This window comes from Vibrio mediterranei, assembly GCF_900088415.1.
GTDB lineage: Bacteria > Pseudomonadota > Gammaproteobacteria > Enterobacterales > Vibrionaceae > Vibrio > Vibrio mediterranei.
This window is the reverse complement of record NZ_FLLQ01000014.1, coordinates 1-13745: the sequence shown is the minus strand read 5'-3', so window position 1 is coordinate 13745 and position 13745 is coordinate 1. Positions and strand designations below refer to the sequence as shown.

General features: G+C 46.1%; 11 protein-coding genes and 1 pseudogene. 5 read left to right on the top strand and 7 right to left on the bottom strand.

What is annotated here, in order from left to right; all coding sequences use genetic code 11:
• Window positions 1-5 precede the first annotated feature (5 nt).
• Entirely contained in the window at window positions 6-428 is a 423-nt protein-coding gene (locus VME0621_RS24445) for a F0F1 ATP synthase subunit epsilon (protein WP_062463360.1), read from the top strand.
• Window positions 429-581: 153 nt separating this feature from the next.
• Complete coding sequence (glmU, locus tag VME0621_RS24440) at window positions 582-1943, top strand: bifunctional UDP-N-acetylglucosamine diphosphorylase/glucosamine-1-phosphate N-acetyltransferase GlmU (protein ID WP_062463357.1); 1362 nt, start codon at window positions 582-584, stop codon at window positions 1941-1943.
• Between the two features lie 57 nt (window positions 1944-2000).
• On the opposite strand, the gene VME0621_RS24435 is transcribed toward glmU, so the two are convergent.
• On the bottom strand, window positions 2001-2744 hold the full coding sequence (locus tag VME0621_RS24435; protein ID WP_062463354.1) for an amino acid ABC transporter permease: 744 nt from the start codon (window positions 2742-2744) through the stop codon (window positions 2001-2003).
• Window positions 2745-2836: 92 nt separating this feature from the next.
• On the opposite strand from VME0621_RS24435, the gene VME0621_RS24430 reads away from it, so the two are divergent.
• Window positions 2837-3613 (top strand): transporter substrate-binding domain-containing protein, encoded by a 777-nt coding sequence (locus VME0621_RS24430; protein ID WP_038224159.1) that lies wholly within the window; start codon window positions 2837-2839, stop codon window positions 3611-3613.
• A gap of 37 nt (window positions 3614-3650) precedes the next feature.
• On the opposite strand, the gene punC is transcribed toward VME0621_RS24430, so the two are convergent.
• The gene (punC, locus tag VME0621_RS24425; RefSeq protein WP_219906997.1) at window positions 3651-4904 is read right to left on the bottom strand and encodes a purine nucleoside transporter PunC; all 1254 of its coding nucleotides are present in this window, start codon (window positions 4902-4904) and stop codon (window positions 3651-3653) included.
• Between the two features lie 91 nt (window positions 4905-4995).
• On the opposite strand from punC, the gene punR reads away from it, so the two are divergent.
• Complete coding sequence (gene punR, locus VME0621_RS24420) at window positions 4996-5895, top strand: DNA-binding transcriptional activator PunR (protein WP_062463350.1); 900 nt, start codon at window positions 4996-4998, stop codon at window positions 5893-5895.
• 31 nt (window positions 5896-5926) lie between these two features.
• Here punR and ilvA read toward each other — a convergent pair whose 3' ends face one another.
• From ilvA to ilvG, 5 genes are read right to left on the bottom strand one after another with little or no spacing between them, the layout of a single operon-like run.
• Window positions 5927-7465 carry a threonine ammonia-lyase, biosynthetic gene (ilvA, locus tag VME0621_RS24415; RefSeq protein WP_038224153.1) on the bottom strand — a complete coding sequence of 513 codons (1539 nt, stop codon included), beginning with the start codon at window positions 7463-7465 and terminating at the stop codon, window positions 5927-5929.
• Window positions 7466-7470: 5 nt separating this feature from the next.
• Window positions 7471-9312, bottom strand: coding sequence for a dihydroxy-acid dehydratase (gene ilvD / locus VME0621_RS24410; RefSeq protein ID WP_062463347.1), 1842 nt, complete (start codon window positions 9310-9312; stop codon window positions 7471-7473).
• Between the two features lie 12 nt (window positions 9313-9324).
• Entirely contained in the window at window positions 9325-10278 is a 954-nt protein-coding gene (locus tag VME0621_RS24405; RefSeq protein WP_062463343.1) for a branched-chain amino acid transaminase, read from the bottom strand.
• 14 nt (window positions 10279-10292) lie between these two features.
• The gene (ilvM, locus tag VME0621_RS24400; RefSeq protein WP_006073039.1) at window positions 10293-10574 is read right to left on the bottom strand and encodes an acetolactate synthase 2 small subunit; all 282 of its coding nucleotides are present in this window, start codon (window positions 10572-10574) and stop codon (window positions 10293-10295) included.
• Entirely contained in the window at window positions 10574-12220 is a 1647-nt protein-coding gene (gene ilvG / locus VME0621_RS24395; RefSeq protein ID WP_038224147.1) for an acetolactate synthase 2 catalytic subunit, read from the bottom strand. The genes ilvM and ilvG overlap by 1 nt, the downstream gene beginning before the upstream one ends.
• Before the next feature lie 483 nt (window positions 12221-12703).
• Between ilvG and VME0621_RS24390 the strand changes: the two are divergent.
• Window positions 12704-13612: pseudogene (locus VME0621_RS24390) on the top strand (YifB family Mg chelatase-like AAA ATPase); the annotation flags it as partial.
• Window positions 13613-13745: the final 133 nt, after the last annotated feature.

Genomic DNA, 13745 nt, shown 5'->3' with positions numbered 1-13745 from the left:
GCGATATGGCAGCAATAACCTTTCACCTAGACGTAGTAAGCGCTGAGAAAAAGCTTTTCTCTGGCCGCGTAGAAACGTTCCAGGTGTCCGGTAGCGAAGGTGAACTTGGTATTTTCCATGGTCACACACCGCTGCTGACCGCTATCAAGCCTGGTATGGTGCGTATCGTTAAACAGCACGGCCATGAAGAGTTCATTTATGTCTCTGGTGGTATTGTTGAAGTTCAGCCAGGCACAGCGACTGTGTTGGCTGATACAGCAATTCGTGGTGAAGAACTAGACGCAGCGAAGGCGGAAGAAGCCAAGCGCAAAGCTGAAGAATCTATTTCTAATCAGCATGGCGACATGGACTTCGCGCAAGCGGCCAGTGAACTGGCTAAAGCCATTGCTCAGCTTCGAGTAATCGAGCTGACAAAAAAACGTCGTTAATTCAGTTAAACTGAACTAACCGCGATGAAAAAGGCGACCTAAGGGTCGCCTTTTTGCTTAATTTTTATCAGAAATTTATTCAATCCATTTAACACTGCTGTGATTCATCGTTAGAATGACGTTAGCTTAATTAACGTCAATGGTTTGATAATAATGAAATTCAGTGCAGTTGTTCTTGCTGCGGGGAAAGGAACCCGCATGTATTCCAATAAGCCAAAAGTGTTGCATACACTTGCCGGCAAGCCGATGGTAAAACATGTCATCGATACTTGTGAAAGCCTAGGTTCTCAGAATATCCACCTTGTTTATGGCCATGGTGGTGAAATGATGCAATCAGCTTTGCAGCAAGAAAAGGTGAACTGGGTGCTACAAGCTGATCAGTTAGGCACCGGTCATGCAGTTGATCAGGCGTCTCCTCATTTTGCAGATGATGAAAAAGTGCTGGTCCTCTACGGTGATGTGCCTCTTATTTCCGAAGAGACTATTGAAAACCTATTAGATGCTCAGCCTACAGGTGGTATCGCTTTGCTCACCGTCGTCCTTAATAACCCGATGGGTTATGGTCGTATCGTGCGTAAGAATGGTCCTGTCGTTGCGATCGTTGAGCAAAAAGACGCCACAGAAGAGCAAAAGCTGATTAAAGAGATCAACACAGGTGTGATGGTGGCAACTGGTGGCGATCTTAAGCGTTGGTTATCCGGTCTAAGCAATGATAACGCACAAGGTGAGTACTACCTGACAGATGTGATTGCTGCCGCTCATAATGAAGGTCGTGCGGTAGAAGCCGTTCACCCGGCAAACCCGATTGAGGTGGAAGGTGTAAATGACCGTGCTCAGCTGGCTCGTTTAGAACGTGCGTTTCAATCCATGCAAGCGCAGAAACTACTAGAGCAGGGGGTTATGCTACGCGACCCTGCACGTTTTGATCTTCGTGGTCAGCTACAGTGTGGTATGGATGTAGAAATCGATACCAATGTCATCATCGAAGGCAGTGTTACTCTTGGCGATAACGTAGTTATTGGTGCGGGTTGCGTACTGAAAGACTGTGAAATCGACGATAACACCCTTGTACGCCCCTACAGCGTAATCGAGGGCGCGACAGTTGGTGAGGAGTGTACTGTTGGTCCATTTACACGTTTACGCCCTGGAGCGGATTTACGTAATGATTCGCACGTTGGCAATTTCGTAGAAGTGAAAAATGCGCGTCTAGGTGAAGGTTCGAAAGCTAATCACTTAACTTACCTAGGTGATGCCGACATTGGCCAGCGTACTAACGTTGGTGCAGGTGTTATTACTTGCAACTACGACGGTGCAAATAAGTTTAAGACGATTATCGGTAATGACGTGTTTGTCGGTTCTGACAGTCAACTAATTGCTCCTGTGACTATCGCTGATGGGGCGACGATTGGTGCGGGCACCACGTTAACCAAAGACGTAGCAGAAGGTGAGTTAGTGATTACTCGCGCAAAAGAGCGCAAAATCACAGGATGGCAGCGTCCAACCAAACAGAAGTAAACTCTTCCATTAGAAAGGGCCTCATTGAGGCCCTTTTTTGTCTCTTCATACTTATGGTTAGTGGCTTGGAATAGCAATACGCTTTTCTAGCCAGCGTACAGCTTGTGATACCAATAGTATTAACACTAAGTACTCGAGCACCAAAAACGTATAGATTTCTAAAGGTAAGTACTCATTTACAACCAGCTCATTGGCGCGTCTAGTTAGGTCACTTAGTCCAATAACGCTAACTAATGATGACATTTTGAGGATATAGACAAACTGGTTACCCAGCGGTGGTAGTATCTGACGAAAGGCTTGTGGCAAGATAACCAGTCGCATCTTCTGCCAATAATTGAGACCGAGTGATTCAGCAGCTTCATGCTGACCACGAGTCACCGCCTGAATACCGCCACGGAACACTTCTGCCATAAAGGCACTTTCCGCGATAGTAAGTGCTATCACTCCTGCCCAAAAATGGTTGAGAGAAATGTCTAATAACGTGGGCATGCCGTAGTACACCCAAAGTAACAAAACTAGAACCGGGATGGAGCGAATCACTTCGACATAAACTCGATTAATAGCGCGCAGCCAAGGCTTCTCTGACAAGGCTGGAAAGGCAACAAGCAGGCCTATAAGCATGGCAAACACCATACTTAGCAAGGAGACATAGATAGTGTCCTTGAAGCCCGCTAGTAGGAAAGCGAGGTTAGTTTTTCCTTGTTCAGTAGAGGGATCAAGCACATACCAACCCCATTCATACTCAGAACAGCCACTTAATAGTGGTAGGCACAAAACAACAGCAAGTAATCGATAGCTCACAATCGTCCCTAATTATTCCTGAAAAATCCATCTGTTACTGCTATGTTATCAAGGATGTACCACTAATGTTTAATAATTTTAGGGACTATTCAATGAAGAAGTGGATTCTGGGTTTTATTATTACTTTTCTTTCTATCGGTCAGGTAGCAGCTGAAACCAGTCGTCTGCAGAAGATCTTAGATTCAGGTGTATTGCGTGTGGGTACAACGGGTGACTGGAACCCGATGACCATGAAAGATCCTGCGACCAATTCGTATCGTGGTTTCGATATTGATGTGACGACAGAACTTGCAAAAGATCTTGGTGTTAAAGTGGAGTATGTGGCAACGGATTGGAAAACGTTAGTAAACGGTATTACTGCCAACAAATACGATATGACGGGTAGTGCGTCGCTTAACATGTCTCGTGCTAAAGTGGCGGGATACAGCCAGCCTTATTTCTATCTGGCATTTGTCCCCGTAGTTCAAAAGAAAGATTTAGAGAAATTCTCTGATTGGGCTGATTTTAACAAACCTGATGTCAAAGTGGCTGCCACACTTGGTACTGTACAAGAGAAAATGGTGAAAGACTTTTTTCCTGATGCTGAGCACATCGTGATTGAAGCTCCTGCTCGTGACTTCCAAGAATTACTCGCGCGTCGTGCCGATGTGTCAGTGACGTCAAATGTGGAAGCGGCAACGTTAGTAACCAAGTTCAAGCAACTTGCCATTGTACCTGTTGAGGAACCTCGCAAGCCGACACCGATTTCGATGCTGTTACCACAAAGTGACCAAGTTTGGATTAACTATGTGAATCATTGGGTAGAGCTGAAAAAAACGCAGGGTTTCTTTGAAGAAACTGCGAAAAAGTGGGGGCTGAAAAGTCTTTAATGTTAGAAAAATGGGTGACTTGGTCACCCATTTTTGATTACTCGTCGCTCACTACTCGTGAGTTATCCGGTATTGTCAGTTCTTCGGTTAGTGCTGGTGTTGCGATCAGGTAACCGACCCACATTAATGCTAAACAACCAAGAATCACATAGCCTACCGCTGATTGAGCGACAACGGCAAATGCTGCAACTAGCGCACTGGCTAAACTACTAATACCAATCTGTAAGCTATTTTGTAGACCTGCCGCAGTTGCTGAACAATGTGGTGCGCTTGATAGTGCACGGTTAACAACAATTGGATACAGTGCCCCATTAGCGACTGCAAGTAAGCAGAATGGCGCTAGAATTGGCCATACGCTGGTTAGCTCCCACTGACACGCAGCAAATACTAACAGTATAGCGACCGTCTCCAGTCCTAGTAGCTGTTTCAGTACCGCGTCATCACCTAATTTAGCCACCAATTTCTTGCCCATATAGCCACCGAGCATAAATGCGATGGTTTGTGGAATGAAGCTCAAACCAATGTCTTTTGCCGAATAGCCCAGCTGGCTCATAATCTCTGGCATACCGGTTAGGTAGGCGAAAAACGCAGCAGAAGCGACAGAGAACAACATCACGTTGCCCACATACTCACGTGACCCTAATAAACTCTTAAGATCAGCACCAACAGATGATTGTTTACGCTCTGCTTTTTTATGATCTTTCATCGATAAGGTGATCATGGCTAGTAGAGCGCCAGTGATCGCCAGTACGACAAAGATGCTATGCCATCCCCATAATTCAGTTAATAACACGCCAAGTTGAGGAGCTAGTGCCGGAGACAGGGCGACGAGAGGCATAATAGTGGCAAATATCTGCTGGCTTGTTTTTTTATCGAATTTGTCGATCACCATAGACTGCCAAATCACAGCTGGCGCACAGACACCAATAGCTTGTAGCATGCGCAGTGCCAGCAGGTGCCATACTTCTTGGCTCCAAGCTAAGCCTACCGAGGCAATCGTAAAGATAACGAGTCCTGCAAATAGGGTTTTACGGTGTCCGAAACGGTCACTGGCTAGTCCCCATAGGAACTGACCCAGCCCCATACCGACTAAAAAGACCGTCAATGACAGAGCAATCTGTTCTGGTCCAGTCGCAAAATCTTGCTCAATGAGTTTAAACGCAGGCAAATACATGTCGGTAGCTATGAAGCCCAACATGGATAAGGTCGCAAGATAGATGAGTTGTAGTTTAGTTATTTTCATTGTTATTCCTTGAAATATTTTCACAGGAATGAATTGGCGCCAGCCCATACTGCTGATGGTGTGTATTCTATTTTTGGATCTTAGAAAAATAAAACGCTATATTTTGTAGTTATCTATCAAAAAATTTGAAAGCTAAAGTATGTATTCTCGCTCATCATTAGAAATGCTAGATGTGGTTGCTCGATTAGGAAGCTTTAGCGCTGCCGCTGAGGTATTGCATAAAGTGCCTTCTGCGATTAGCTACAGTGTGCGACAGATTGAACAAGAACTCGGGGTAAAACTGTTTACTCGGCTACCAAGAAAGGTTGAGTTAACCTCGGCCGGTGAAGTCTTCATAGTGGAAGCTCGGCAAATGCTGCGCAAAATGGATGAACTTACTCACCAGACACGACGTACAGCTCTGGGGTGGCAAAATAGCTTAAAGCTGACCTTAGATAATGTGGTTAGAGTAGATAAGCTGTCTGATCTGATTGAAGATTTCTATCAGGAGTTTGAGTTTGCTGAGCTGCAGATCAATATGGAGGTCTATAACGGCTCTTGGGAGGCTATTTCTCAGCAACGAGCAGACATTGTGATTGGCGCGACGAGTGCGATTCCTGTCAGTGGTGAATATGGCGTTAAGAAAATAGGCAGCCTAGACTGGGCTCTGGTTATGTCGCCCTCGCATCCATGTGCCAATCAGGCGCAACTGGATGAAGATTTCGTCAGTCAATTTACCGCCATTTGCATTGATGATACGTCGCGAGTATTACCTAAGCGTCACAATGAGCACTACCCGCAACAGCGGCGGTTATTGTTACCCAATTGGTTTACTGCCATCGAGTGTTTGAAAAAGAACGTAGGCATTGGTTACATGCCTAGGCACATTGCTCAGCCACTTATCGACTACGGCATGCTGGTGGAGCGAACTCTCGAAGATGCTCAAGCGCCAAGTGAGTGTTGCTTGGTGTGGAGAAAGCACGATAATCATAATCTATTGGATTGGATGGTAGAGTACCTAGGGGATGAAGCTCAGCTGTATCGCGATTGGTTGAAATAAAAATGGGAAGCAGCCACTTCCCATTTTCTGATTAAGATAAAAAGAACTTATAAGATGGATTATCGGTCTCGTCTTTGCATTGGTAGCCCAGTTCTCTCAGATGAGCCGAGAACTCATTCAAATCACTATCTTCCAATTCAAAACCACATAAAACTCGACCGTAATCTGCGCCTTGGTTACGATAATTGAATAAGCTGATATTCCAATGTGTCCCTAACGTGCTTAAGAACTTAAGTAGCGCTCCTGGATACTCTGGGAACTCAAAACTATATAGGCGTTCTTTAAGCTGTTTTGACGGTCTGCCACCAATCATATAGCGAATGTGCAGTTTTGCCATTTCATCGTCAGAGAGGTCAACCACAGGGTAGCCACTCGCTCTGAGATCACTAATGATGCCATCCAATTCTTCTTGACCACCTACGAGACGCACACCGACGAAAATGTTGGCCAATTTGTCATCGTTGTATCGGTAGTTAAACTCAGTAACTGCTCGGCCACCAATAATATTGCAGAACTCGAAGAAGGCGCCTTGGCGCTCTGGAATGGTCACCGCTAGTATACCTTCACGTTTTTCACCGAGTTCACAACGTTCAGAGACATAACGCAAGCCGTGGAAATTGGTATTAGCACCCGAAAGCACTGTGCCTAGCTGTTTACCTTGCAGTTGATTTTGCTCAGCAAACTTTTTCAGACCAGCAAGTGCCAGTGCACCGGATGGCTCGGCAATAGCGCGAGTATCTTCAAAGATGTCTTTCACTGCGGCACAGATTTCATCGCTAGAAACCGTAATGTGGCCATCAATATATTTCTGGCACAGTCGGAAGGTTTCATTACCAATGATTTTAACCGCAACACCGTCTGCAAACATACTGACCTGATCGAGTACTACAGGTTCTCCAGCATCCATCGCAGCTTTAAGACAGGCAGAATCTTCCGGTTCAACAGCAATGACTTTTATCTCAGGCATCAGTTGTTTGACCAAGACCGCAACACCCGCAGCTAGACCACCACCGCCAACAGGAACGAAAATATAGTCGAGGTGACCATTTTGCTGCAGCATTTCCATACCAATGGTGCCTTGCCCCGCAATCACCAATGGATGATCGAAAGGCGGCACAAAGGTGTAGCCATGTTCTTCTGACAGACGCTGTGCTTCGGCTTTGGCTTCATCAAAATTACTGCCATGCAGAACGACGTTACCACCAAAGCCACGAACCGCTTCAACCTTGATATCAGGGGTGGTTTTAGGCATCACAATGGTGGTATTGATGCCCAGTTTCGTGCCAGATAGTGCCATGCCTTGAGCATGGTTACCCGCTGAGGCGGCAATCACACCTGCACGTTTTTGCTCATCAGTTAGATTAGCCACCATGTTGTAGGCGCCGCGCAACTTGAACGAGTGCACAGGCTGGCGATCTTCACGCTTGATTTGAACCTGGTTGCCGATGCGTGCTGCCAATCTTGGCATTTCTTGAAGTGGCGTTACGGTCGCCACTTCATAAACTGGTGCTCTGAGTATCTGGCGCAGATAATCTGCGCCAGACTCAGGATGATTATCTGCTGCACTCATTGTTGTTAGCCCTCGAGTTTCGACTTATCGCGCACCGCACCTTTGTCTGCACTGGTTGCAAGGTTAGCGTAAGCTTTAAGTGCTAAAGAGACCGTACGTTCGCGATCAGCAGGTTTCCAGCCCAACTTGTCTTGCTCTGCGCGTCGAGTAGCAAGCTCAGATTCAGCGACATCCAATGTGATGCTGCGTGACGGGATATCAATGCTAATAGTGTCGCCGTCTTTGACAAGGCCAATAGTACCGCCATTTGCCGCTTCCGGAGAGGCGTGACCGATAGATAGGCCAGAAGTACCGCCAGAGAATCGACCATCAGTAAGAAGTGCACACTCTTTACCAAGGCCCATCGATTTTAGGTATGTGGTTGGGTACAACATTTCTTGCATACCCGGACCGCCTTTTGGTCCTTCATAGCGAATAACCACAACATCGCCTGCTTTTACTTTACCACCCAAAATGCCATCAACCGCATCTTCTTGGCTTTCAAAAACAACAGCAGGGCCTTGGAATACCAGGCTGCCTTCATCTACACCTGCCGTTTTAACAATACAGCCATCTAGAGCAATATTACCTTTCAGCACTGCGAGACCACCATCTTGGCTATAGGCGTTGTCTTTTGTGCGAATACAGCCATTCTCACGATCATCATCTAAAGTATCCCAGCGACAATCTTGAGAGAATGCTTGAGTGGTGCGAATACCAGCAGGACCTGCGCGGTAGAACGACTTAATTTCCTCGGAATCCGTCAACATGATGTCGTATTGATTGAGTTGTTCTTCCATCGTAAGGCCAAGAACAGTATTAGTTTGGCTATTAAGCAAGCCTGCACGATTTAGTTCACCCAGAATACCGATAACCCCACCAGCACGGTGTACATCTTCCATGTGATACTTAGGTGTGGAAGGTGCCACTTTACAGAGGTTAGGGACGCGGCGAGACATTTGGTCGATATCTTCCATATCGAAATCCACTTCACCTTCTTGAGCAGCTGCTAATAGGTGAAGCACCGTATTGGTTGAGCCCCCCATAGCGATATCAAGCGCCATTGCGTTCTCAAAAGCATCTTTGGTGGCGATGTTGCGTGGAAGGGCAGTCGCGTCATCTTGCTCGTAGTAGCGCTTAGTTAGGTCAACGATACGTTTACCAGCATTTTTGAACAGCACCTCACGGTCTGCGTGAGTTGCAAGTAGTGAGCCATTACCTGGTTGAGAGAGACCTAAAGCCTCTGTTAGACAGTTCATCGAGTTGGCAGTGAACATGCCTGAGCAAGAACCACAAGTTGGACATGCTGAACGTTCAACTTGCTCGCTTTGTTCATCAGAAACCGTAGGATCGGCACCTTGGATCATGGCATCAACCAGATCGAGTTTGATGATCTGATCAGAAAGCTTTGTTTTACCAGCCTCCATTGGGCCGCCAGAAACGAAGATCACTGGAATGTTCAGGCGCATTGAAGCCATCAGCATTCCCGGAGTGATCTTATCGCAGTTGGAGATACATACCATGGCGTCTGCACAGTGAGCATTGACCATATACTCTACAGAGTCGGCAATGAGCTCACGTGAAGGCAGTGAGTACAACATTCCGCCGTGACCCATTGCGATGCCATCATCAACAGCAATGGTATTGAATTCTTTGGCAATACCGCCCGCTTCTTCAATTTCTTTGGCGACTAGTTGGCCAAGGTCTTTAAGGTGAACGTGTCCCGGTACAAATTGGGTAAACGAGTTTACAACAGCAATAATTGGCTTACCGAAATCTTCTTCTTTGACACCAGTTGCACGCCAAAGTGCACGAGCACCAGCCATGTTGCGACCATGAGTTGTGGTGGCTGATCTGTATTTAGGCATTGTACTTCTTCCTTATTTTGCTGATGCTGGTTTCTGTTCTGGGTATACGTAATCTAGCCAGCCCCACTTATCTTCAGTGGTGCCATTGAATAGGCCAAAATACGCATCTTGCATAACTTTGGTAATTGGACCGCGTTTACCTGTACCAACATCGATTTTATCAATGCTGCGTACCGGAACGATTTCAGCAGCGGTACCGGTCATAAATACTTCGTCTGCTAGGTAAAGTGCTTCACGAGCAATGTTGGCTTCACGAACGTCGTAGCCTATATCTTTGGCAATCGTCATGATTGAGTCGCGAGTGATACCTGGTAGGATCGCGCTGGTTGCTGGTGGTGTTGTGATGACGCCATCTTTGACTACGAAAATGTTCTCACCAGCGCCTTCTGATAGATAACCATCGACACTGAGAGCAATACCTTCGTCATAACCGTGACGACGTGCTTCACCGCCAACAAGCAATGAAGAAAGATAGTTACCACCAGCTTTTGCTGCAGTTGGAATGGTATTTGGCGCGGCGCGGTTCCAGCTTGAGATCATTGCGTCTACACCGTTTGCCAGTGCTTCTTCACCTAGGTAAGAACCCCAAGGGAAAGCAGCAATGATGAGCTCCATTTGCGTGCCTTCTGGAGGGCAAACACCTAGACCAACGTTACCGACAAAACCTAATGGACGAATATAAGCGGATTCAAGCTTATTTTGGCGTAGTGTCTCACGGGTTGCTTCCATGATTTCTTCCTCAGTATAAGGAATTGGGAAGCGATAAATCTTAGCGGAATCTTTAAGACGCTTGGCGTGCTCAGGGTGACGGAAAACCACAGGACCGTTAGGTGTGTTATAACAACGAACCCCTTCAAAAACAGAAGTACCATAATGCATTGCGTGAGTTAAGACGTGAACGTTCGCCTCAGCCCATGGAACCATCTCACCATTAAACCAAATAAAATCTGCTGTACTTTTAGCCATTTAGCATTCCTTCCTTATGCACTTTGTTCTTGTAGGTTGTGATTGGTCAGTTCGTTGTGTTTAAGCTCTGTCACCTCGATGGTACGAATATCCCAAAGCTTCTCAATCTGATTGATCAAGGTCGTGATAGGGCGATCGCTATCAACAATGATCTCAACACTGGCAATCTTACTTTCATGGTTTTGTGTTGCAGCCACTTGTTTAATGATAAAGCCACGGTGGCGAATAACGCGTAATACGCGCTCTAGCAAGACAGGTTTATCATCGGCTTTGATGTCTAATAAGTATCTGTCCATTAGGTATTCTCCAACATGTCACTATTTGAGGCGCCTGGCGGAACCAAAGGCCATACATTTTCTTCTTCATCTATCAACACGTGAAGCATGTACGAGGTCTTGCTCTCTAGCATTTCTTTGAGAGCAGGCTCAACTTCTTCTTTACGAGTAATGGTTTTACCTGGGATATCGAATGCTTTAGCAAGCATGACAAAGTCAGGGTTATCATCCAAAATCGTTTCGCTGTGTCGACCATCAAAAAACAGTGATTGCCACTGTCTAACCATACCAAGACGTTGGTTATTTAACAGCACAATTTTGACGGGTATTTGACGGCGCTTCAGTGTGCCTAGTTCTTGAACATTCATCATGAATGAACCGTCACCAGTAATTAGAATTGATTGGTCGTCAGGGCGACCAACTGCTGCTCCCATTGCTGCTGGAAGACCAAAGCCCATAGTGCCGAGACCAGCCGAAGTAATAAAATTCTCAGGCAATCTAGGCTGGATATGTTGTGCTGCCCACATCTGGTGTTGGCCAACGTCCGTTGAGATAATCGAAGACTCAGGCATCATGTCTGATAGCTGTTTAAGGAGCAGTGGAGCAAAAATTAAATCTCCTGGATGGTCATAGCGCCATTTAAAACCACTGCGTAAGCTCTCGCTGTGATGTACCCAAGGAGCAATATCTTTTGACAGTTCAAGCTGTGGCAAGATGACGTTTATGTCACCACGTAATGCAGCATGAGCTTGTCTGAGCTTGTTAAATTCCGCAGCATCAATATCGATATGAATCACTTTTGCATGAGGAGCAAAGGTATCCAGTTTTCCGGTCACGCGGTCATCAAAACGAGCACCAACCACGATTAAAAGGTCACATTCTTGAACGACTAAGTTTGCGGCCTTGGTACCGTGCATGCCCAACATTCCCAAGTAGTGTGGGTCATGTCTCTCAATAGTACCTAAGCCTTTTAGTGTGCTGACACTTGGCATAGGGTTGAGGCGTAAAAACTCACGTACAGACTCTGTGGCATCGGCAAGTTGCACACCACCACCTACATACAAAACTGGGCGAGAGCTTTGATCAAGCAGTTGCTGTGCTAACTGGACTTGCTCTGACGAAGCAACAGGGATCGCTGGTGGCGTAAACGGGGGAAGGACATCAACCGGAGCATTAGCAAGTTGGACATCTTTAGCAATATCGACAATAACAGGGCCAGGTCTGCCTGTTTTAGCAACTTCAAATGCCTCGGCAAGAGTTGGAGCTAACTCTTCAATATCCGTGACCAGATAGCTATGTTTCGTGCATGAGAGAGACATACCAATCACATCCATTTCTTGGAATGCATCAGTACCGATATGGGAGCTGGCAACTTGACCAGTGATAGCTACGAGAGGGATCGAATCGAGAAAAGCGTCGGCGAGGCCGGTTACGAGATTGGTGGCGCCGGGGCCGGAGGTGGCCATACAAACAGCAACGTCTTTGGTGGCTCTTGCCAGTCCGATGGCTGCCATTGCAGCGCCTTGTTCGTGTCGGCAGAGGATATGTTCTACACCACCATCATACAGAGCATCGTAGATTGGCATGATGGCTCCACCAGGATAGCCAAATACCGTTTCAATGCCTTGCTGTCTCAATGCGGCTACAACTAATTCAGCACCTGTCATTATAGCCTCCTTGGGTGTCACGCTTGCTGTCGTGACTGTTTGTCGTTCGATTGCACATTGTGTGCTCCATTTCTTCCTGTCATATCCACCGAGAGGGTTTCTATGAGTGATCACTATCAAATTTATATTTTGAGTTTGTAAAAAAACCCCCGGACTTTTCAGTGCGGGGGTTTTTTGAATCTCGTGGTTATTTTCCGCCCACATGCCCCCGTGCGGTACCAATCAGGACCACAATAATCAGGCTAATCAGAGTGTGAGAGTGAGCGTTAAAAGTCATTATCTTGTTTCTAAATCGTTGTGTTGTTTCTAACGAAAATGTTTGCGTCACTAGTGGTATCACAAATTTCTGTTACCTGACAAGCAAAAAATCATACTTTTTTCACATTTACTCAGCATTAAATATGGCTGTATAACATGGGGTATATATAAAACTCTGACTTTTAACCATCTAAGTGAGAGAAATTGGAAGGAAAAAGGGATTTCATGGGATTATCGATTATTTATAGTCGAGCGAGCGTTGGTGTTGAAGCACCTTTGGTTACGGTTGAAGTCCACATCAGTAATGGTATGCCCGGTTTTACACTGGTAGGACTTCCAGAGACGACAGTTAAGGAATCTAAAGACCGAGTACGTAGTGCCATCATCAATTCACGATTTGAGTTTCCGGCGAAGAGAATCACGGTGAATCTCGCTCCAGCGGATCTGCCTAAAGAGGGAGGGCGATTTGATCTTCCTATTGCGTTAGGTATTTTGGCGGCATCTGATCAGTTACCTCACGATAAGCTACTCGCACATGAATTTGTTGGCGAGCTAGCGCTTTCTGGAGAGCTAAGAGTCGTCAAAGGTGTTTTACCTGCTGCACTCGCCGCTAACAAAAGCCGTCGATGCTTAGTGGTGCCAGAAGGCAATGGTAATCAGGCGGCGTTGGTTGGCCGAGAGCACCATAAATCAGCATCAGGTCTACTCGATGTCTGTGCGTATTTGATGGGCCAACAAGCTCTATCCCTATATACCGACACTAAACAGATAAAGATGGTGCCGAAAACACGCGATCTACAGGATATCATCGGCCAACAACAGGGAAAGAGAGCTTTAGAGATTGCCGCAGCCGGAAATCACAACCTACTCTTTCTCGGTCCTCCTGGAACCGGAAAAACCATGTTGGCCTCACGGCTTTGCGACCTATTACCTGAAATGAGCGAACAAGAAGCGATGGAAACTGCCTCGGTCGCGTCGTTGACGCAGCAAGAAATCAATGAAGACAATTGGAAAACGCGGCCTTTTCGTGCCCCTCATCATTCGAGTTCTATGGCTGCATTAGTTGGTGGAGGTTCGATACCAAGACCAGGAGAAATTTCTCTGGCACATAATGGGTTACTATTCCTCGACGAAAACGTTGTAATCCTAATGACTAAAAATAATCAAAATCATATTAAGTTTTTAAATATGAATACCTTGGATGCTTTTTAGTGCACTTTATTTACTTTGACAACAATCACTCTGACAACTAGTGTATCTATTAGTT